This is a genomic window from Nocardia sp. CA-107356 (assembly GCF_050946365.1).
Classification (GTDB): Bacteria; Actinomycetota; Actinomycetes; order Mycobacteriales; family Mycobacteriaceae; genus Nocardia.
This window is the reverse complement of the sequence record NZ_CP191992.1, coordinates 2772414-2793801: the sequence shown is the minus strand read 5'-3', so window position 1 is coordinate 2793801 and position 21388 is coordinate 2772414. Positions and strand designations below refer to the sequence as shown.

Below are 21388 nucleotides of genomic sequence, written 5' to 3'. Positions count from 1 at the left end.
TACCTGTCTCCGATCAGCTCATGCGCCGAACGTCTGGCCCTGGCGTGGCGCCATTGCCACCCGCGGTGATCGCGGGTTGTTCGGCGGCGGAATCGAAATAGCGGGTCTCACCGCGCGGCTCGATCAAATCGACGCGCACGGTTCGCATCGGAATACTGACATCCACCGCGGTCGCGCTGACCTGGTTGATCGCCAGATCGACCGATCGCCGCCGCGGCCCGCCGGGCTCGCTGATGGTGACGGTGGTGTGCGCGGTCGATACCTGCGGCGGCAGATTATCGAAGACGGTGATCGTCGCCGAGGACGGCGGACCCGAACCAGCTTGTCCCGCAGCGGCATTCGCGCCGGCCTCCGGAGCAAGGCGCAGCGACTCCGGATCACCGACCGCGGCGACCAGCTGCCACCAGCGGTGCGGGCGCACCGAATGGACTTCGACGTCCGCGCCGACCACCATGGCACGCAAGACGATCTGCTGTGCCACCGGCAGGTCTGCATGCACATCGATGGTGCGCCGACGCGGGTTGTAGCGGGCCGGGTCGAACAGCGGCAACGCCAAGGTATGACGCGGCTGACCGCTGATGGAACCGAGAATCTGGCCATTGGGACCGATTGCGATGGTGAGATCCGCAAGGAGCTCATCGGGGGCGATATCGCGGCCCGATTCATCGGCGGGTACCGCACGGATCGATGTCCCGGTCGGCATGGTGGCCAGCAATGCGATGGCCTGCCTACCGGTCAACCGACGCAGATACTCCGGTGGATCGGTCGTGACCGGCGGGCCGATATACCGTGCGAGCGCGCGCGGCCCGGCCATGGCATCGGTGAGGCTGACCACCAACGTGGTCCGGCCGCGGTTCCACGACCAGCAATCATCCAGGCCCGCGCCGTCCATGCGCGTCCAGTCGATCAGGAAGCTGGTCACAGAGCGCCCGGGCACCGAGGACTCCATACAAGTCCAGGTCTCCCGCAGATCGCCCAGTTCGACGCCAGCGTGCAGCACTCTGGTGGCCTCCTGCATCGCCGCCGCGGGCAGTGCGTGCGCGGCGATACCGCGTTCGCGCAATCGGCCCGCGATGCGATGTGCCGCGGTGGCCAACGCCCGCGGCGCGACCATCGCGACCAATCCGCGCCGCTGCAGCAGATCCAGATTCCGCTCCATATCCAGCCGGACCACCAACCACGTGAGGCGATGGCCGACCACCGGATGAGAACCGATCAGCTGGTCGTAGAGCATGCTGTAGTTACCGGTCGGACGAACCCGCTGACCGGTGGTCACGATATCGATATCGACCGCAAGACCGAATTGGTCGAGTAGACCGACCAGGGCATCGACGGGGACAGTGTCCTCGGTGTAGATGGACTTCTCTGCGATGACCGTCGGCAGGTCGAGGTTGGGGGCGAGTTGGATCATCGCCGTGAGCACGGTGCCTTCGGCCCGAATGCCGCAAACCCCCGCGGCGACGTCGATATCCTGCACATCCGCCGGACCGGCCAGCGCCGCGACTCTGGCGGCCCTGCCGAACCGGTAATCGGTCCAGTCGAGCAGCCACCTACTGCTGGTGCGGCCGTTCACCTCGACCGCAACGGTCACCAGCAGCACGGTGATCACCGCCGCGCTCGCCCAGATCGGGGTGTGCGACCACAGCCCGGTAACCACCAGGCTGCCGCCGATCACGGCGACGCCGAACGGACCACGTTCGACACCGCCTACCCGAACACTCGGTAGGCTCACCGCCGCCTCCGGACCGCGGAGCTCGCGTAGGTGGCGCCGAGCCCGAGCAGCAGCGCGGCGACGATGACGACCGCGGCCGCGAACGGCGGACGACGATCCTTGGCACGCGGCGGATCCGGCATCACCAGAACCGACGACCGGTACAGTCCGATCGGCGGCTTGGGCGCGGTGCGGTAGCCGAGCGCGGTGAGCGGATCGATGACACCAGCGCCGATGACGTTATCGATGCCGCGCGCTGGCGCATGCGCGCTGGCGGTCATGCGGGCCATGATCTCGGTCGGAGTTTCATTGGGGAATCGGGAGCGCAGCAGGGCGGCCACTCCGCTGGCATACGCGGCGGCGAACGACGCGCCGCCGACCGGCACCAGTTTGCCGGGTTCACCGACACCATTGATCAGGCCGGTGCCGCCGGGGCCGAGCGATTCGATCGCGGTACCGGGTGCGCCGACCGAAACCCACGGCCCGGTCAGCGATTCGGGCATGGTGGCGCCGCTGGCGGTCGTGAAACCGACCGTCAGCACGTCCGTACCGAACCAGCCCGGCGCGGAGACGGTCTTGACATCGCGCCAGTTCCTCGGGTCGCTCGGGCGGGTCAGATCGATATCCGGATTCTGATCACAGCCGCTGTCGGCATTGCCAGCACCCGCAACGATCAGCGCACCCTTCACGTGTACGGCGTAGCCGATCGCCACCGACAGTATCGACTGATCTACCGCGAGTCCCACCGGAACGCAGACCGGCAGTGCCACCGTGATCACGCCGGCACCCAGATTCGCCGCATGCACGATCGCCCGGGACAGCGTCCGGATATCCACCGAGAGTTGTTGCGCCGCGTCGTTATTCGGCCGCTCGGCACTGAAGGCGCCGGAGCGGTACCGAATGGAGACGATTCTGGCGTCCGGAGCGACTCCGGTGAATCCGTCCGTGGGATCGGATGCGGCGCCGATGATTCCGGCGATCAGGGTGCCGTGCGCATCGCAGTCGGACAGACCGTCACCACCGGTCGTGACGTAGTCACCACCGCCGACCAGACCGGGCAGGCGGCCATTGGGTGTGACGCCGGTGTCGAGTACCGCGACGGTCACCCCGGCACCCCGGCTCAGTGCACGGGCGTTCGGCAGATCCAGCGTCAACTCCGATGGCGGCGTGCGCGCCAGATCGCTGTCCTTCAGTACGCCGGTCGCCAAGCAGCCCTTGTCCTGCTTCATCGGCAGCTCCGGGCCGGGCGGATCATCAGCGGGCGCGCCGATGATCACCTGCGGCGGTTCCACCGCCGAAGCCGGTGCGGCGGAGGCGATCAGCGTGAATCCGGCCAGCACCGCGATCGCGGTTGCGCCGATTCGCATCAGATCGCCCGCATCGCGGTATAGATGCCCATGATCCAGCAGGCGATGATCGGGATCACCAGAATGAGCGCGTACTCCACCAGATCGATGATCCGGCGGGTGACCGGAGAGAGCCGCCGACCCGGCAGCCGCACCGCCGCCACACACGCCGCGACGGCCGCCACACCGACCACGAGGACGACGACCAGCCGCGCCGGCGCCGTTTCGTACGCACTGACCAGCACGAACCCGACGCCGACCACAGTGACCGCCGACGCGACGACGAGCGCGATGGCCTGTACCCGGTCCGGGAACCAGCGCGCGCGCATGGCCAACAGACCCGCTACGGCCACCGCCAGCACGATCTCCCGAATACCACCGGGGCTCACCGCGGCCGACAGCACGACGGCGCCCGCCAAAAGTGCCGAGGTCGCGGCGATGAGCCCGCGCAGACTGGTTACCGCCAGTCGGGCTCGGCCTTCGATGCCGGCCCCGGCCTGTTCCCGCTGCCGTTCGATGTCCTCGGCGGAATCGAGTTCGGCGTCATCGCGTGCCGATTCGGCGTCGAAGATATCGGTCAGCGTGGCCGGGTTGACCTCGTTGCCGGGGTCCGGCAGATCCGGTGGCCGAATCCGGGCGACTACGACGGCAAGGCGCGGTGCTGCGGTGAGCAGCACCAGTCCGACAAGTGCCGCGCCGCCGGCTATCTGGCGCACCGCCAGATCCAGATAGGTCAGCGGAATCGCCGCGGCCGCGACGGTCGCCCCGAGCACGGTGACCGCCATCAATGTCGCGATTCCGAGTTTGGTCACGCGCATCATGGCCGCGGCAGCGACGGCAGCGACAACCGATCCGGCGGCCAGATTGGCCGCCGCGAACGGGCCCGGCTCACCGTAGGCCGGCGGCACCAGCATCGCGCCACCCGCGAACAACAGCGGAATCGAAGACAAGGCCAACCCGAGGCAGATCCGCGGCGAGAAGTTCCGCTGGCGCGCTTGCACCGCGCCGCCCCAGCACACCGCGCCGAGCAGCAGCGCGGGCAGCGCGTACCACCAGATCGACCCGGATTCGGTCCAGGACAACGACAACATCGCCGCGATGGCCGCCGCGCCGACACCCAGGGTGGTCAGGCCGACGACCGCAACCGTCTCCGGGTCGAACTCGGCGAATTCGCGCTCGTTGATCAGTGCGAGCGCATCAGTGATGTCCTCCACGACCGGTGTGAAGACCTCCGCGGATTCGACCGCGGCCAACATCAGCACGGTGCCGTCGACGACATCATGGTCGGCCAGGCTGCGCCAGCGAGGCATCGGCGCTTCGCCCGGTCTAGCCAGGCTCCACTGTCCGGTCGGCGGGGCGAAATCGACGGTCTCGTCGTCGATGGCGTTGGCCAGTACGACGAGCAGATCATCGATGAAGGTCTCGATGGTGAACTTGGTCGGCACCACCACGTCGACCTGGTAACTGGACACCAGGACCGCCATCCGGGCGCGCGCTACCTCGGCGGATGCCGCGGGCGCCGCGCCCGGTGGCGAAGCAACGGCAGTACTCATCGCCACCCTCCGGTGGCCCGGCTGCCGCCGGCGCCACCCAGATAGTTCGGGAATCCATCGGCAAGCCCGGCCGCGAGCTCTTCGAAGGCGAGCAAGGTTTCCTTCTCCACCAGGCGCAGATCGATCTCGCCGCCCTCGGCCAGATGGGCGTCATAGGGCAGGATGCAGGTCGGGCGCTGCCCGGTGGCGAACAGCTTCTCGATCGCCGCGACATCGACGATCGGCTTGGACGGTTGCTGATGCACGATCGATACGACCGATTTGGCGATCAGATGCTGCATACCGTGCGAACTCAGCCAATTCAACGTGGCCACCGCACCTTTCACCCCGCCGACGGTAGGCGGGGTGACCACCACGACGGCGTCGCTGGTCTTCAGCACGCTCAGCGTCACCGAATCCAGCACGCCCGTACCGCAATCGACAAGCAGAAGATTGAAGTGGCGGCGCAAAACCTCGACGGCCGTGCCGTATTCGCGACCCGACAGGGCCTCATTGGCCTCGATGGTCCACGGCGAGGCGATGATGGCGAGATCGGCCGAATTGATCGACATGAACGACTGCACCGTCGAGAAGGCCTCCAGATTCGAGGCCTGCGCCAGATCGCGCAGAGTCAGGCCATAAGGGTGCGGAGCGGTACGGGTCGGCAGATCACCGAAGTCCGGATTCGCGTCGACGGCGACGACCCGGTCCGGGCGCAGCGCCGCGAAGGCCGAACCGAGCGTCGCGGCGGTGGTGGTGCGGCCGACGCCGCCCTTCACACTGATCACCGCGATCTGGTAGGGGGTGTTGAGCTGGGTCCGGATTCGGGCGCGCCGGTCCTCGGCGCGCTGTTCGGCGGGTGAGAGGCCGAGCCGGAATCCGACCTTGTTCAGCGCGCCGCGTACACCGGTACTGGATTGCAGCTTGGCCCGATTGGCCGCCGAGATATCGGCCAACAGATCCATCGAGGTCAGTGCCGCAGGCAGCACCTCGACCTGCGGCGCGGCCGTGCGGTCGATGCGATCGGGCACCCAGCTCGTCGCCTGCGCGGGTTGCCACGCTGTGTCCATGGTTTCGGCGCTGGGTCTTTCGGCGCTGGGTCCGGCATTGCCGCTCGATGTGTTCGCCGAACCGGATGCGGTCTGCGTGATCCGAGCGGTGGCGGGCTCAGCCCCGCCGTGGGCCGCCCACATCTCGGGCGACGAAGCCGCCGCCGCATAGTTCTCGCGTGCTGAATCCGCTATCGGCGCGGCCACATTCGGTGCCGCGGTACGCGGCGCGGCGGTGTCCGGCGCGCTGGTGCCCTGCGGTGGCACCGGACCATCAGCACCCGCCGGGACCTGCGGCATCGACTGACCGGGCGCACCGATCACGGGTTCGCTGTAGCCGGGTTGTGGACGAGCGGGGACGCCGCCGGTCGCCGGGCCGCTGTCCGGCTCCTCGGCTGCCTGCATGAAAAAGGCGTCGTAACCGCCCGTGTGTCGGACGGACTCGGCCGGATGACCATTAGTACTCGGCGCTCGGCTCATATCTGTCGTCCTCTCCAAAAACCCATCGGGACGTTCAACCAATCCGGCTGGTATCGAACCAACTTCGGCCCGGCAACAGGTCGACGAGTCCCACGATCGCGGCGTGCAGCGCCGCGTCGTCACCGGGTGTGTATGTCGATCGGACTTCCCCGTCCATCGCCACACTCGGCGTCACAATAATGCGCCCCGACAGCGTATCCAGCACACTCACACCGTACTTCGGCTTCAGCTCGACTCCGTCCTGGTGTTGCACCACCACTACTTCCGCGCGTCGGACGACCTCATCGAGCGCCCGACCGAGGACACCCGCGGTATGCGGCTGCGCACCCAACTCCAGCAGTGCGTGCCGCCGCCCGTCCTGGTCGTTGGGAACCTCGGCGAGCTCGGCCTGCGCTGCGGTCATCGGCTCGAAACCCAGTGCAGGAGTGGACCCCAGCGCCGCACCGACCGCGGCCGATACCGAATCCAATTGCTGTTCCTGCTGATACACCGCCTGGATCACGATCTCATCGTCACAGCGCACCGCCAGAACATGGGTTTCGCCCCGACGCACCAACGACATGCGCAGCATGCCCTTTTCTTCGCCATCCAAGCCGGTAGCCAACACGAGCGCCATCAGTTCCACATCCGGGCGGTACAGGCATTGCAACCAGTGCTCGACTGTGGGATGCACGCGGTCGTCGTCGATGATGCCCACCTCGGTGAGCTGTTCCGCGACGACAGCGCGCACCCGCTCCAGGTCGTCGATGTCGAAGATATTCGGCATCAACGCCAGGATCGGCGGGTAGGAATCGATGCCGGCCATGTCTCGTAACAGCAGCGCGGCATCGACGTTCAGATCGATCGCGATCGGATCAGTTTCCACACCTTCACCAAATGACCAGTCGCCCGCAGCCTCGTTTCGCCGTGGCCGGGCCGACGAAGCGGACGGGGCTGCGTGACTACTAGACGCCACCGATCGTCAGGAACCTGGCCCCCTGCTGGTGGTCCGTCTCCTTCATGAAGCCCTCCGATCCGGAGGTCTTGGTGATCGCGTTCTTCACATCCTGGAGCTGCCCCTGGTAGCCCGTGTGTTGCGAGGCATCACCGAGCGCTGCCCTGAACCTGTCCATCAACGGTTTGGCGACATCTGCCGCGAAACCCGTGAAGACATGGTCGAGTTCCTTGATCAGTGAACTCAAGTGGGTGGCGTTCGCGTCCATGCCATGAAGAACGCCCTGCACGGTGAGACTCGTCGAATCGACCGCTCCGTAGTTGAATTGCATTGCCTGCCAACCTTATCTATCGTTCTGAATTCCTACTGTGTTGCTTGTGACATTACTGCCACGAGCCGGTGTCGACCTTGCCGTTCGAACCGAGTTCGACCGCCCGCTGCAAATGGGCAGCATTTTGGAGGTCTGTCGCTTCAACTTTGACGCTGGTGTCTTTCAGCGTATCGATGATGTCCTGGAGGGTACGGGCCAGATTCACCCCGGCGGTGTGCGCCGAGTCCATCGTGGTCTGGATTTGCGTACCGGTTTGCGACCCGTGGACCGCACTGGCGAATTCGTCACGCAGGCCCATCCAGCTGCGCAGATAGCCTTCGAGTTCGCCCTGGCACGCCATGGCCTTTACCGCGGTATTCTTCAAGTCCGTCGGATTACCGGTGTAAGTTTGCACTGTTGTTTCCTCTCTGATGTGGATCTAAATTCCGCCGCGGTATCTCACCGGGCAGGCTCTGGCTCGGCGACCGCCGCCGAGTCATCGGAGCTCTCGTGGTCATCGGAGCGCTCGAGGATGCCCACGAGCGAATCACCGTCGGCGACAGCATCTTCCGGACGTTCGTCGGCATATTCGATAACGCCGATCACCGGCGGCTTCTCCAATACCGGAACTTCCAACTCTTCACCCGGCACAAATACCTTGCCCGGTTTCCGTTCCTCGTCCCGCCGACGCCGCATTTGCGCCTTCGGTGCGATGGCACCCCGCCGCGGTGCCCCGCGACCGCCCGGTGCGGTGCCTGCCGGATTCGACGACGCGCCGTACGCCGTGCCCGGTCCGCGCAGCCAATTGGACGGCATCCGGAATCCGGTGGACGCGCCCGGCATCGAGCCGAGTCCGCCCCGGGCCAAATTCAACGCCACCAGGCTTCCCGCACCCCCGCTCATACCCGCCAACGTCGGCGAATTGGGCGAGGTTCCATAGAATCCCGGCTGTTCGGCCGACCCGTCCGAGCCCCCGTATGAACCCGAATCGCTCAGCGGTGAGGTGACTTCGCTCGGATCCGCTGTCGTCGGCTGTGTCTGCGTCGGCGACTGCGTGGTGTCGGTTGGCGTATTGCCGGTGTCAGTGTTGCCGGTATTCGTATCGCCGGTGCTGTTGTTGGTGGTATTCGTATCGCCGGTGCTGTTGTTGGTGGTATTCGTAGTTGTGTTGTTCGTCGTTGTCGATCCGTCGAATTGCTGAGGCGTGCCCGACTTCGGGGTGTACACCGGCACTTCGAATTGCGGCGGTGGCGGCGGCACACCCGGGTCCGTGACGATGGGCGTCGGCAGGGCTGGTGGCGGCAGTGTCGACAAGGTCGGCACCACCGCACCCTCGTAGGCGTCCATCACGCCGGCAGCGGCCCCCCAGATGGCAAAGTACTCGAGTTGGTTGAGTAGCAGCGGAATTGTGTTCTGACCCGTTCCGTTGGTCATGTGCAGAAGGGTGTGCTCCAACCGGTTCGCGGCGAGCCATGTACCGACAGCCGCCATCATGGACTTGGTGGCGCTGAATTCACCTGCCACCGTATGTAATGCGTCCCCCACCGCCTGGGCGACCATGGCCTGCTGCTGTAGCCATTTCGTATGGTTACTGAATGCCGCCTGCGCCAGATCGCCCGAGTCCCCCTTCCAGGTCTCGCCCATATCGAGCATCGCGGAGGCAGTGTTGCTCGCCGCGGTCAGCAACGTCTGCGCCGAGGCCTGATAGGACTCGGCGGCAGCAGTGATGGTCTCCACCCCGAATCCGTCCAGCATATTGCCGACGTTTATCTCCGGAGGCAGCGCGTCCCATATGCCTGGCATGACATCAGCCTTTTTACTCAGACTTGCAGTCGGACTATCCGGGCAATTCGCTGAGAGTTGCACCTGTGGACGCGATACCGGTGCCATTGATGATGTCGCTGCCGGAATAGGCGACGGCCGTTGGCGGTAGCGACGCCGACGCGACTTCGCGATGCACGAATCCATCACCGGTGCAGCTGAAGAACGATTCGCCGTATGCAGCGGTCACTGCGGGCAGGACCATCACGCTCACGGCGTCCCACGCGGGCGGAAATACGACGCAGGTGGCCGCCGAGGTGACGAGCGAAGCGATTGCCGCGTCGGCAATCATGTCGAGTTGGGAACTGACTGCCGGGAGATGCGCCGGGTCGACTGTGAGAGCCATGTGAGTTCTCCTAACGATGAGCGCCGACTCAATAGCGAGCGGTACAGGACAAACGCTAAGGCATTCTCAGTAATGGGAAGACTTGTCGAGCCGGCGACCGGATTCGGCCCCACACCACCACCGACCAGGGGCTACTCCTGTGGTGGCGTCCATGCCGACTGCACCAGATCCCGGCGCGAGTGCAGCGGCTCGACGAAGATACCCCGGCCCACCGGTTGCTTCGTCGGCTTCACATCGCCGATCAGAATTCCGTCCAGTTTCGAGCCGTCCATGATGATGCCCGAGGAGTTCAGATTCTTGATCTGGCCGAGCACACTGTCGTACAGCGCAGTATCGGCCTGGGCGATGTTGCGGGCCGCTATTACGTGCAGACCTGTGTCGCGGCCGTCGACGATGATGTCCTTGAGCGGCTCCAGTGGATTGGCCATACCGCGCTGGGCGACCATGTGGTAGTCGTCGATCACCACGAAGATTTCCGGCCCGGACCACCACGAACGGTCCTTGAGTTGTTGCGAGGTTACGCCGTCCGGAGGGCGGCGGCTCCGCATCTTCTCCGCGAACGGCGGCAACCCCTCGCGCAGATCGCGCTCACTGGTCAGATAGCCGATCAACTGCTCGTCCGGGATAGCATCCATATGCTGGCGGCGGTAGTCGACCAGCAGCACCCTGGCCTGATCCGAATTGAATTGCAGCCGGATCGACTCCAGCAGCGCGGCCAGCAGCGTCGACTTGCCCGAGCCGGACGAGCCGAGCACGACCAGATGCGTCGAAACACCGAAATCGACGGTGGCAGGGTGCAAATCGGATTCGCGAATGCCGAAGGGCACCACGAGGCGCTGCGCCGGATTCGTCGGTTCCGGACGGCCCGCGCGGACCTCGGCCAAGGTGACCTGCGCGGGCAGCAGCTTGACCTCCGGGGCCCGGCGGCTCTGGTACTTCTGGTTCAACTGCTCGATCGCAGCCGCCATCCCCGCACCGGCGGACACCGCATCACCCACCCCATCGACGCGCGGGAGCGCGGTGAGCATGTGCAACGCGTCGTTGGAGATACAGCGACCGGGACGATCCGGTGGAATCGCCGCGACCACATTGCGCTGTCCGAGGAAGATCGTGTCGGTGAGATCACCGAGCCGCATCTCCAACCGAGTCTGCAGCAGGTCCTTGATAGCGGGACGGATCGCCGCCCAGCGCGAACTGCTGACCACCAGGTGGATGCCATAGTTCAGGCCCTGCAGTGCGATCGACTCCATGACCGGGAGATATTCGTCGAAATACGGTCCGGTGACCGCGAATCCGATATCCCAGCCATCGACGACGATGAAGACATCGCCGTGTTCGTCACCACGTGCGGTGAGTTCCGCCGATTCTCGTGGCGAGGAGCGCCTGCGCCGGAATTCACGCATGGTGTCGATGCCGAGATCGCCGAACAGTACCTGTCGACTCGCGATGAGATTGGTGATGAGTGCGAAGGTGCGCCGGACCCGATCGCCCTCGCGGCCCGCGGCGACCGACCCGACATGCGGCACATTCCGCAGTCCGGACAGACCACCGGAGAAATCGAGGCAGTAGAACTGGACCTGTTCGGGCGTGTGCGTCAACGCGGCGGACATGATCAGCGTTTGCAGTGCGGTCGACTTGCCCGACTGCGGGCCGCCGACGATGGCCACGTGGCCGCCCGCGCCGGACAGGTCGATCGACCATATGTCCTGGCGCTGCTGACGCGGCTTATCCACGATCGCCCACGGCAATTGCAGCGAACCTGGCGTCACAGCGGACATGAACTTGTCCAGAGTCGGCGGCACGGTCAGCGGGGGCAACCACATCTGGTGCGCCGGTGTGCCGAATCCGCCCAGCTGTTGCAGCACCGTCTCCATCACCGACACCGGCTCACTGTCCGGCATATCCGGTTGCCGCACAGCAGGTTCGGTCTCGGCAGGCGCGGGGCGCACATCGATGATGTGCGCCGTGGTGAATTGCTGTGGCGGCCGATAGCCACCGCCGGGTCGCCTCGCCCGCTGCGCACTGGACGCCGATGCCTGCGCGGGCGCGACATACGGCGAGCCGACATAGGCCGCCTGGAATCGCTGCAGGTCACCGGAGCCGACGCGCAGATAACCCGAACCCGGCTTCTTCGGCAGGTGATATGCGTCAGCGGTGCCGATGGCGTCGCGGGAATCGGCGGTCTGGTTGGTGCGCAACGCGATTCGGTAGGACAGGTGCGCCTCCAGCTCACCCATCCGGTTGGCGGGCACCTTCTGGGAGGCCAGCAGCAGGTGGATACGCAGCGAACGACCCAGCCGGCCGATCGCGACGAACAGTTTGGAGAAGTTCGGATGCTGCTCGAGCAGTTCGGCGAACTCGTCGAGGATGATCAACAGCGTGGGCAGCGGCGCGAGCTGCGCACCCTGTTCGCGGGCCCGCTCGTAGTCGGCGACGCTGGCGAAGTTGCCCGCATCGCGCAAAACCCTTTGCCGCCTACCCATTTCGCCGTTGATCACGTCTTCCATACGGGTGACGAGATCGGCCTCTTCCTCCATGTTGGTGACCACGGCCGTCACATGGTGCAGGCGGTCGAACCCGAGGAAGGTCGCACCACCCTTGAAGTCGACCAGCAGCAGGTTCAGCACGTCCGGGGTATGCGTCGCTACCGCCGAAAGCACAAGGGTGCGTAGGAATTCCGACTTTCCGGAACCGGTGGCGCCGATGCACATACCGTGCGGGCCCATGCCCTCCTCGGCCGATTCCTTGATATCGAGATGGACGATGCCACCGGCCGGATCGTGGCCGAAGGGAATGTTCAGCCGGGATCGGTCCGCGTCACGGCGGCGCGGCCACTGCTGCTCGACCCGAATCGCCCCCGGATCGGTAACGCCGACCAGTTCCTCCCACGACGTGCCACCGCTGGCCTGGTCCGCGACCACGGCCTCGACCACGGTGGACAGCCGGTACGGGGAGATGTTGCGGGCCAATGCCTTCGCCGTCGCCACCGACATCCCGTCGGCGGCTCCGACCCGCCGCAGACCGCGCGGGGTCACCTCGTGCAGCGCCCGATCGGGCCCCACCGTGAACTTCAGCGCCCGCGGCAAGGTCTGCTCGGCCCGGCCCAGCCGCAGCCAAGTGCAGCCGTCGACACCGGAGATATCCCGATCGGTGGCCGGACTGCTGTCATCGACGATCAACAGATAGTGCTTGCGATCCAGCGTCGGTTCGGAATTCGCGGAGAACGGACCACGATTGAGTCCAGCCAGCGCCTTGGCACGCAACTCCGAAACGCTGCGGTACACCATCCGACTCGACCCGATCGCATCCGTATCACTCGAATGCTGGGTGTGCGGCAGCCATTTCAGCCACGACCACTCCGTTGCGTCCGGATCCGACAGCACCGCCGCGACCGCGACCTGATCCGGGCCGTGCAGCACGACGACCTCGGCAACCATCGCCCGCACCAATGCGGCCACGGCATCGGGATCACCGTCGACACCGATCTGCGGCGCCGAAAGCAGATTGATCGCGACCGGCATACCCCCGACAGTCGAATACGCCTTCGCGAATCGGGTCACCTCCACGACGCCGACCGGATCCAGATCGGAGGTGGGCGCAGCCTCGGGCACGATGACCCGTACTTGGTTGGCGATCCGGCCCCGCCCGACCCGCACCCGCAGGAACTGCGGACTGGCGACCTGGACTTCCCACATGCGCTTGCCGCCGATCAACGCGGCGATTTCGGCCGGACCGGGATGGGTGTAGCGCAGGTAGGTATGGAGTTCGGTCTCCGCGGCATGCACCGTCTTGCGGTTATCGGTAATGCTGCGCAGATAGTCCTTGCGTTCCTCGTTCAGCCCCGCCGCGCCCCCGCTGCCGCCGCCGGAGAACGCACCGCCCATCATCCCGCCCATGGAAACCAGCATCATGACCGGGAACATCAACATCATCGGCGACATCTGCCCGCCGCCGCGGAACATCATCACCATCATCCCGGCCATGGCCGACACCATGATCACCGGCATGATCATCTTCAGCCGCGACGGCGGCACCGGTTTGGGCAGTTCGGTCGGCGGCTGCAGCCGCAATTCGGTTACCGCGGGGGCTTTGGGCCCACGCGAGGTCCGAGCGGGCCGCACGAACCGGCGGGTAGCGGTCACAGCTGCACCTCATTAGCGCTCGGCTCCGCTGCGACCGAGGGTGCTGTGTCAATGGTTCCCTCGCTGCGCTCGGTCACGAGGTACCACCCGGAAGGCCGATGACGGCCTTATTCGTCGGGATGCCGTCATGCTGGAGCCGGGCGTCCTTCTGTGACAGGGTCGGTCCGACCGCGAACAGCGACACGATCGACCACGGTGCGGGCACCGGGGTCCGCAGTCCCAGCGACGTCAACGTCGAATCCGGATTGGTGTTGGACTCCACCACGGCATTGACGCCGTAGCGAACACCGCTGTCGGAGATCCAGAAAAGCGACTCCCGCCGCGGCGATCCCGGATCCGCCCCGGTCACCTGGACGAAGCGGCCGGTGGTGCGTGGCAAATACGCGGCGTCGGCGGTAGTACCGCGCGATCCGGTGGCCGTCACCAGGCCGACCGTTCGGTTCTGTTCGTCCACCTTCAACGGCAGTTGCCGTCCCACCAGCAATTCGGTCGAGGCATTCGGATCGGTGCCCGCGCGCGACCAGTGATAGCAGGTCACCCCCAAGCGCATCGGATCGATGACACGCACAGGTCGAGCCGGGTAGGCGGCGGTCCCCGGCCACGCACCGGGCCGCAGATTCGCCGCGATGACATCCGGCCCGACCGTCCTCGTCGATACCGAACCGTGCGAATCGGCGTTGCGCACGATCGACGCGAGCACCGAATTGATCTGCACCACACCGGATTCCGACACCAGATAATAGAATGCGCCGCGATCCGGCGCCGATACCGTGAGCACCGAACCGACCGGCACGCTCAGACCCGAGGAAAACGTCACGGTACTCCCCGCGCCGGGCACATCGGGCACGCGCAGCGGCGGCACCTCGGGGATGGCGGAGATGAAGCCCTTGGAGACCGAGACCACGGTCGAGGTCGGGTCGATGCCCAAGGCCAGAATCACCGCCGAATTGCTCAGATCGATGGACGCCCGGACAGTGCCCTGTTGCGGATCGGAGTACACCAGCCAGGTGGTGGTGTCATCGCGCAGCAGTCGCGCCTCATCGGCGGCCAGCCCGCGCATCGCATCGCCGTCAACGGTCAGCGGACCGCCGATGGCGGTGGTCACCACCGGCGACAAAGCCACAGTCGGCAATCCGGTCTGCGGATTGACCGGTGCCGCCGCCCCGACCTTCGCGGTATCGCACACCGTCCATGACGAGTTTCGGTCGCCGTTGTCCGCGATCACCCCGGGCGCGCCCGGAATACCGACCCACGGCCCGCGCGGATACTTGGCCAACTCATCACGCGAGACCGGTACCGGATTGTCCGGTGAACCGGCGATGAGTCGCGCCGAGGTCAGATTCAGCGCCGGATGCATCCGACCGCCGACGCGCACGTACAGCGCGCCGGTGTCCTTCTCCGCGACGATCTTCGAGTCCCCCACCTTCTTGGCGGGTTTGAAGAATGCCATTAGAGCCGCACCGGCGATCACCATGCAGGCCAACGCGATACCGATCGACAGTGCGGTGGAGCGACCACGCTGCGGATCATCGATCATCGAGGCGTCCCGACGGACCAGCGCATGCTCGATCCGGCGCAGCAGAAACCGCCAGCCCGATATCTGGTGCTTGGTCACCACCCGGAAGCGCGCCATGCGGATCAGCCGGTCGCGGCCGGCGCCAAGCCCGCTAGTGCGGAGGTGATGTCCGAGGAGTCGATGGTCATCAACTCCTCATTGGTCATCGAAAGCACATCCGCATTGTCCCTGGTGAAGCGGTAGTCCCGCTCGGCCTCGGCGGCCTCGACCACATTGCGGACGAAACGACCATTGCCCGCCAGATCGATGAGCCGCCGACCGTTCTTGGTCTGCCCCGCCAGCTGCTCGCACCGCACCCGCAGCGCGTCTTTGGCCTCGCCGGACAGGATCGAATCCTTCTTGTGCGCAATATGATCGGCAATCCGCACCAGTTCGTCGGCATCATAACTGGAGAAGCGGATGCGCTTGGTGAAGCGCGAGGCCAGACCATCGTTGGAGGCCAGGAACCGGTCGATCTGGTCCTCGTACCCCGCGATGATCACCACCAATTTGTCGCGGTCGTTCTCCATGCGGGCCAGCAGGGTGTCGACGGCTTCCTTGCCGAATGCGTCACCGCCGGACAGTCCCTCCTGGATCAGGGTGTACGCCTCATCGATGAACAGCACGCCACCGAGTGCGGAGTCGATCAGCGCATTCGTCTTCGGCGCGGTGTGGCCGAGGTGGGTGCCGACCATATCGTTGCGCGACACCTCGATGACTTCGGCGTTTTCGACAACGCCGAGTCCGGCGAAGATTTTGGCGATAACGCGGGCGATGGTCGTCTTACCGGTACCGGGTGGGCCGGAGAAGATCAGATGCTGCGATCGGGAATCCACGGCCAGCCCGCGTTTGGCCCGTACCTGATCCATCAGCACACCCGACTTGAGCCGGTCGACCTGCTCCTTGACCGAGTCCATGCCGATCTGGGCCCGCAGCAGCTCGGAGGCCTCCTCCAGCTGCGACTCGCGTGCGAGCCGGGCGGCGGATGCGGCGACTTCGGTCGGGTCGTCACCGGACTTCGGATCCCATTGATTGGTACGCGAAGCGATGACCTCGGCGGTGGTGATCTCGAGTCGATAGGACTTGTCCCGCACCGCACGTTGCCATTCGGGGCGGTCCGGCCACAGCGCGGAACCCTGCAGCCCCTTGAGGATCTTGTCGGCCGCATCGTGATCGCCATCGTGACGCAGCAGCATGCCGAGCAGGTAATGCGCGTCCGCCCAGATGTAGGACAGACTGCCGGACTGACTGTCCTCGACGATGCGCTGCGCGCGCGGTAGGGCCTCGCCCAACCGACCGAGATGCGCCAGCGCCTGTGCCGTCATCAGCTCGGCCGCGATATCCAACAGCCCATCCTCCAGCGCGGGCTTGGCATTGCGAGCGGACAGCACATCGAGCCACTGCCTGGTACGGAAGAACAGCGACATCCGCACGAAATCGGCGACATCGTCGCGCGGCACCTCGGCGAGAATCGCCGTGGCCTCCTGCCATTCGCTGCCGTCGGCATACGAGCACGCCTGGGCGATGGAGATCTGGTCACGATCCGCCATGGCCACGCGCAGTCCGAAGACGCCGATCTCGACCTGACACCACAGCGCACGGTCGACAAGACCGGCACGTTGCTGATCCCGGTACAGATTGTGCACCGATCGGTACGCACCGTAGATCACCTCGGAGGTGACCTCACCGGCCATGGCGCGGCCCAACCAGGCATCGCACATATCCGGATCCAGGTCCGTGGCGGCGCGGAAGGCAGCCGCCGCCTGCTGTTCATTTCGCACGCCCCCGGCGACCAGCGCCAGACTTTGCACACCTGTGTAGAACGCGTCCTCGGCCGCAGACAACTCGGGACTTCCCTTCCGACGATCCTCGTGAACCGAAGATAGCCATTTCAGCCCAGGTTACGACCGCCGAACCATTCCCAATACTGGGAAGGCGGCATCGTTACCTGACGACCGGATCTATGTACACATTATTTATCGGCTCGATGTTGAATGTACCGTTATTTAGCGGTATATTGAAGGTGGGTCGACGGTCCCTCATCCCGAAGACCCAGCCCCCTCCAGTGGTGGTCGGTGGCCGTGATCCGGCAGCTGGCCATCGCCTGGCAAGCGGCGGATCGTCACCCCAAAACCCCGGCGATCTGTCGCGCGGCGGCCGATCGGTACCCCACACACCATCGGCCGCCGCCCCCATGCTTCGCGGCCTGTTCATCGGCCGCCATCTTCGCGGCGCCGGATCGTGGGTACGGTGGCGGCCGCCGCCAACTCTCCCGATGTCGCCTCCGATTGCCGAGCGAGTTTCGACCACGGCGTCTCCCGCGGCTTGCGAGCTGTCGTCGCACGCCGATCCAGCGATTGAAAGGCCTTGGGGGGCACTGCTTTCGAGAAGGCCGCGCGCTGCGCCGAGGCCTGCACCGCATGCGCCCACGGTGTTACGAAGCCGCGCGAACGGCTCGGTCCGACCGGCGGTTGCATGCGGGGGCCGACTCGACCGCCTCGGACAACGTCCGAGCCGGTCGCTGACGTGCCCTCGACTGAGGCCGCGCCAGACGTCCGCGGTTCGGCAGGCGTCACGTCAGGCATCCGCATCACGTCAGACATCCGCATCTCGTCAGGCGACCGCGTCTCGGCAGGTGTCCGCGTCTCGGCAGGCGCCACATCAGACACCGGCGCCTCGTCAGGCGTCCGCGTCTCGGCAGGCGCCACGTCATACGTCCGCGTCTCGTCAGGCGACCGCGTCTCGTCAGGCGACCGCGTCTCAGCAGGCGCCTCGTCAGGCGACCGCGTCTCAGCAGGCGCCACGTCAGGCGTCCGCGGTTCGGCAAGGGGCACGCCAGGAATTCGCGGTCGGTCACCCCGTTCGGCGGACGATTTGCTCACCGACGTCGCACCGGAGAACAACGTGTCGCCACCTCGTCCGAGCGGCTCGACGGCCCTGCCGATCACCTCGATGACGAGATAGCCGATCAGAGCCAGCTCCATCTGCGTGCACAGTCGACGCGCCGCCGAAGCGACGAGCGGTCCGGCGATCCGCGCCCCGGGTGTGGCCGTCATGGCCGCGTAAGTCGTTGCCAGCGCGGCGAGTTCGGTCAGGACCACCGCCTTTGTCACGGTGATCACGTAGGCCACCGCATCCAGTGCCTTCGCGATGATGGCACAGACCCGATCGAATTCGGCCTGACGGTCGCCATCGGAACCGGCCCACGTCGCGACCAGGCGCTCGTACGCGGCGAGCGCATCCGCGCTCTCGTCGACACCGGGCCCGCGAGTATTCGCGGCGAAGGTGCGCACCTTGACCGCGAGCCCACGCACATCGCCCTCGTCGATATCCGGGTATCGAACCCCACAGCAGTCGAGGAAATCCGCGATCTCCGGCGGAATCTCCACCGCCACTACAACACCCGCACCACAACGGCGTCACCGGACATGCGCGACCATTTCACCGTCGAACCGGAATACGGCGCCTCGATGACCATGCCGTTGCCCGCGGCCAGCTGGACATGCTCCGGCCCCCGCGCACTGAACGAGCTCGCGGGAAATACCAGGTCGCCGGGTCGCACATCCGCCGCAGAAACCCGAACTCCGCTGTAGATCTGCTCGTAGGTCGTCCGCGGCAGCACCACATGGCCATCGGAGGCCTGCGCGATCGCGTACTGGGTCAGACCGGAGCAGTCGAAACCACCGCCGCTCGGTCCACCGGCGCCACCGCCGCCCCAGATGTAGGGGGTGCCGAGCCATTCGCTGGCCGCGCCGACGGCCTTGCTGCCCGCGGTTCCATCCGATGGCACCCGAGGTCGGCCGCGCCGGCCGTTCGACAACACCGCCGATCGCGAACGAGCCCGCCGACGACGACGCGGTGTCGAACTGCCGGCCTTCCGCCGGGACAGTTGGGGCATGCCGGGCGGTATGATCTGCGCTGCCCGCTGACGCGCCGCCGCGACATCGGTATCGACCTGTTTGGCCGCTTTGGCGATGGTCGTATGTGCCGCTTCGAGCAGGGCCGGTCCGCTGAACCGGGTATCACCGACCGATGCGATCGCCTGGATGCGCGATTGCAGGTCTGCGATCTGATTGTTCAGCCGATTCCGTCCGACGACAGTCCCGTCTCCGGCCTCGCCGACGGTCTTGTGCACGACACCGTCTTTGCCCGCATGCGATTCCGCGATCGTCGATTGGATGCCGCGCGCATCGGTGTAGTTGACGACACCCGATCCGGCGTGCGCACTCATATCGTTGGTGACCGATCGGACAACGCTCCCCGTGGTGCCCGGCTCGGGTTGCCCGTTGCCGTAGAGCCCGAGCAGGGCGCGCAGGACCTCCTGGAGGTCCCCCGTCAATGCCGGCGACATTCGACCGACTCGCTCTCGCTCATCACCGACCGCCTCTCCGGAACAGCTCGCCAAATGGTTCGCCGGTTGGCACCGGTCGCCCCGGATCTCGGGGGGTGACAACGACTATGAGGCAATCGCGCGAATGATTCATCTTCCCAGCGGCGGGAAGACACGACAATGGGAACAACTTCTGGGAGGCGGTGGCGACGATATGGCGGCAGAACTGGCGGGTACCGCAGCCGATACCTGGCAAACGCTCTTCGGCTCCCCCACCGCTGGCAATTCCGCAGTGCCCGGCACTCCGTTCGGTCCGCCGCCTGGTGCTCCATCCGGTCCACCGCCCGGCGCCCCGGGAAGCCAACCAGCCGTTGACGGGTCCACTCAGCCGGGCGGTCCGCCGCCTGGTGATCCGTCCGGCCAGCCTCCCGGTAACGGTTCGGGCCAACCCCCGGGCGCCCCCGGTGCCGCTCCGGCCACCGCACTGTTCGGCAAACCGCCCGGCGCCACCGATACCACCGCGACCACCACGTCGAGCAAGGCCAAGACCGGCCACTACTGGACGGTAAAACTGACACCGCCCCCAGGCGCGTCGGCGGGTTTGAAGGCATTCATCGCCATGGCCGAAGAGGCCATCCAAACCGCCGTCGATCTGCTGGGCCGGGGTACCCCCGACCTGCCGCCCAAGGTCGATGATCTGCTGCGACCGGTGATCTACGAGAGCATCGGCGACAGCCTGATGAAGAAGCAGTACCAGGAAGCTCTGGCGAAGGTCCAGACCCGGCAGACCGCGCTGCTGACCTATGACACCAAGGTCATGAAAACATCGATCGTGGTCGCCGCGGGCAGTGATGAGACGTTGCGCGCGATCAAAGAGATCGTCGCCGAACTTCAGACGAAGCTCAAGGCCGCCGGAAGCGGAAAGATCAAACCCGCTCAAGAGGTGGCTCTCATGAAACTGGTCGCCGAGGCGATCGACCTCGTCTACGAGAAGGTCGAGGCGGTCTACCAGCTCAATAGCGATATGGCCGGAGATGGTAACAACGGCTCCGGCAGCAGCGGATCCGGCAGCAGCGGCCAGTCCGGATCGGGCAGTTCGGGCGGTGGTTCCGGCGACGGTGGACTCGGACAATTGGTGTCGATGCTAGGAATGCTGCCCATGATGGCAATGCCATTGGTGGCGCAGTTGCCGCAGTTGCTGAAGCCGCAGGACAAAGACAAGGACAAGGACAAAGACGCGGACGGCGCACAGACCGGCGAGGGCCAGCCGCAGGCTGCGGCGCCCGGCGCCGCGCCGGGCAGTCCCGCCCCTGCGGCACCCCCTGCAGGCCAACCCGCCGCAGCGGCACCGGCTGCTACGGCCAGCGCGAGTGCGCCCGCATCGGCCACACCGGTGGCGAATATGTCCCCGGTGTCGGCTCGCGCCAATGTCCGACGTGCGGTGAAACGGACCGGAACGACTCCGACCGATACCGATACCGACGAAACACACGAGAGCGATCCCGACGACGAGGTCACCGTGGATTCGCCTGTGGTGCAGGCATAATCGCTGATTCCTGCACCCGGCGACGATACGATCTCGGCGGCCGAGTCGCTACCCTGGCTTAATCGTTGTGGCGCGAGCGGAAATCGACCGGTGCATAAGTGCCTCGTCCGGATAGGTAGCTGCGACGCAGAACTGCGCCCCGCATTTATTTGTCATGCCGCGCACGCAACCCGCGGGACCTGCGCGGCGCGCGAATCGGCGCGCAGGAATAGCCCGAGGCGAGAGCGGTTCCTGACCGGGCGGCCCGTCTGCGATTACCGACACGACCTTTTGCGTTGCGGCACTA

Annotated in this window: 15 protein-coding genes; 1 reads left to right on the top strand and 14 read right to left on the bottom strand. The window is 65.9% G+C overall.

Translation table 11 applies throughout. From position 1 onward, the window contains the following. Positions 1-13 precede the first annotated feature (13 nt). The 14 genes from eccE to ACQP1G_RS12555 form a co-directional block, all read right to left on the bottom strand. Positions 14-1732, bottom strand: coding sequence for a type VII secretion protein EccE (eccE, locus tag ACQP1G_RS12620; RefSeq protein ID WP_433202635.1), 1719 nt, complete (start codon positions 1730-1732; stop codon positions 14-16). Continuing rightward, positions 1729-3078, bottom strand: a complete 1350-nt coding sequence (mycP, locus tag ACQP1G_RS12615; protein WP_433202632.1) for a type VII secretion-associated serine protease mycosin — start codon at positions 3076-3078, stop codon at positions 1729-1731. Before mycP ends, eccE begins: the two co-directional genes overlap by 4 nt. Further along, positions 3078-4610, bottom strand: a complete 1533-nt coding sequence (eccD, locus tag ACQP1G_RS12610) for a type VII secretion integral membrane protein EccD (RefSeq protein WP_433202629.1) — start codon at positions 4608-4610, stop codon at positions 3078-3080. Before eccD ends, mycP begins: the two co-directional genes overlap by 1 nt. Next, positions 4607-6118, bottom strand: a complete 1512-nt coding sequence (locus tag ACQP1G_RS12605) for an AAA family ATPase (protein WP_433202626.1) — start codon at positions 6116-6118, stop codon at positions 4607-4609. The genes eccD and ACQP1G_RS12605 overlap by 4 nt, the downstream gene beginning before the upstream one ends. 34 nt (positions 6119-6152) lie before the next feature. Beyond that, positions 6153-6983 (bottom strand): ESX secretion-associated protein EspG, encoded by an 831-nt coding sequence (locus ACQP1G_RS12600; protein WP_433202623.1) that lies wholly within the window; start codon positions 6981-6983, stop codon positions 6153-6155. Between the two features lie 79 nt (positions 6984-7062). After that, positions 7063-7383 carry a hypothetical protein gene (locus tag ACQP1G_RS12595; RefSeq protein WP_433202620.1) on the bottom strand — a complete coding sequence of 107 codons (321 nt, stop codon included), beginning with the start codon at positions 7381-7383 and terminating at the stop codon, positions 7063-7065. A gap of 52 nt (positions 7384-7435) precedes the next feature. Continuing rightward, positions 7436-7747: a hypothetical protein gene (locus ACQP1G_RS12590; RefSeq protein WP_433202618.1), complete on the bottom strand. Its 312-nt coding sequence runs from the start codon at positions 7745-7747 to the stop codon at positions 7436-7438. Positions 7748-7821: 74 nt separating this feature from the next. Further along, positions 7822-9165 carry a PPE family protein gene (locus tag ACQP1G_RS12585; RefSeq protein WP_433202615.1) on the bottom strand — a complete coding sequence of 448 codons (1344 nt, stop codon included), beginning with the start codon at positions 9163-9165 and terminating at the stop codon, positions 7822-7824. A gap of 34 nt (positions 9166-9199) precedes the next feature. Continuing rightward, complete coding sequence (locus ACQP1G_RS12580; RefSeq protein ID WP_433202612.1) at positions 9200-9529, bottom strand: PE domain-containing protein; 330 nt, start codon at positions 9527-9529, stop codon at positions 9200-9202. A 131-nt stretch (positions 9530-9660) separates the two neighbouring features. Beyond that, positions 9661-13671 (bottom strand): type VII secretion protein EccCa, encoded by a 4011-nt coding sequence (eccCa, locus tag ACQP1G_RS12575; RefSeq protein WP_433202609.1) that lies wholly within the window; start codon positions 13669-13671, stop codon positions 9661-9663. A 73-nt stretch (positions 13672-13744) separates the two neighbouring features. Beyond that, positions 13745-15304, bottom strand: coding sequence for a type VII secretion protein EccB (eccB, locus tag ACQP1G_RS12570; RefSeq protein WP_433202606.1), 1560 nt, complete (start codon positions 15302-15304; stop codon positions 13745-13747). Positions 15305-15309: 5 nt separating this feature from the next. Next, positions 15310-17070, bottom strand: coding sequence for a type VII secretion AAA-ATPase EccA (eccA, locus tag ACQP1G_RS12565; RefSeq protein WP_433202603.1), 1761 nt, complete (start codon positions 17068-17070; stop codon positions 15310-15312). A 366-nt stretch (positions 17071-17436) separates the two neighbouring features. Beyond that, a complete protein-coding gene (locus tag ACQP1G_RS12560; RefSeq protein WP_433202600.1) occupies positions 17437-18621 on the bottom strand; it encodes a hypothetical protein in 1185 nt (394 codons plus the stop codon). Continuing rightward, complete coding sequence (locus ACQP1G_RS12555) at positions 18621-19577, bottom strand: C40 family peptidase (RefSeq protein WP_433202597.1); 957 nt, start codon at positions 19575-19577, stop codon at positions 18621-18623. Before ACQP1G_RS12555 ends, ACQP1G_RS12560 begins: the two co-directional genes overlap by 1 nt. A gap of 193 nt (positions 19578-19770) precedes the next feature. Here ACQP1G_RS12555 and ACQP1G_RS12550 point away from each other — a divergent pair, with 193 nt between their 5' ends. After that, positions 19771-21102, top strand: coding sequence for a hypothetical protein (locus ACQP1G_RS12550; protein WP_433202594.1), 1332 nt, complete (start codon positions 19771-19773; stop codon positions 21100-21102). Positions 21103-21388 lie beyond the last annotated feature (286 nt).

What these genes read in the sequence shown, in the direction of transcription:
- eccB (WP_433202606.1), bottom strand. Translation starts at nt 15,304, where the DNA reads ATGGCGCGCTTCCGGGTGGTGACCAAGCACCAGATATCGGGCTGGCGG.
- mycP (WP_433202632.1), bottom strand. Translation starts at nt 3,078, where the DNA reads ATGCGAATCGGCGCAACCGCGATCGCGGTGCTGGCCGGATTCACGCTG.
- ACQP1G_RS12585 (WP_433202615.1), bottom strand. Translation starts at nt 9,165, where the DNA reads ATGCCAGGCATATGGGACGCGCTGCCTCCGGAGATAAACGTCGGCAAT.
- eccD (WP_433202629.1), bottom strand. Translation starts at nt 4,610, where the DNA reads ATGAGTACTGCCGTTGCTTCGCCACCGGGCGCGGCGCCCGCGGCATCC.
- ACQP1G_RS12580 (WP_433202612.1), bottom strand. Translation starts at nt 9,529, where the DNA reads ATGGCTCTCACAGTCGACCCGGCGCATCTCCCGGCAGTCAGTTCCCAA.
- ACQP1G_RS12550 (WP_433202594.1), top strand. Translation starts at nt 19,771, where the DNA reads ATGGCGGCAGAACTGGCGGGTACCGCAGCCGATACCTGGCAAACGCTC.
- ACQP1G_RS12595 (WP_433202620.1), bottom strand. Translation starts at nt 7,383, where the DNA reads ATGCAATTCAACTACGGAGCGGTCGATTCGACGAGTCTCACCGTGCAG.
- ACQP1G_RS12605 (WP_433202626.1), bottom strand. Translation starts at nt 6,118, where the DNA reads ATGAGCCGAGCGCCGAGTACTAATGGTCATCCGGCCGAGTCCGTCCGA.
- ACQP1G_RS12555 (WP_433202597.1), bottom strand. Translation starts at nt 19,577, where the DNA reads ATGTCGCCGGCATTGACGGGGGACCTCCAGGAGGTCCTGCGCGCCCTG.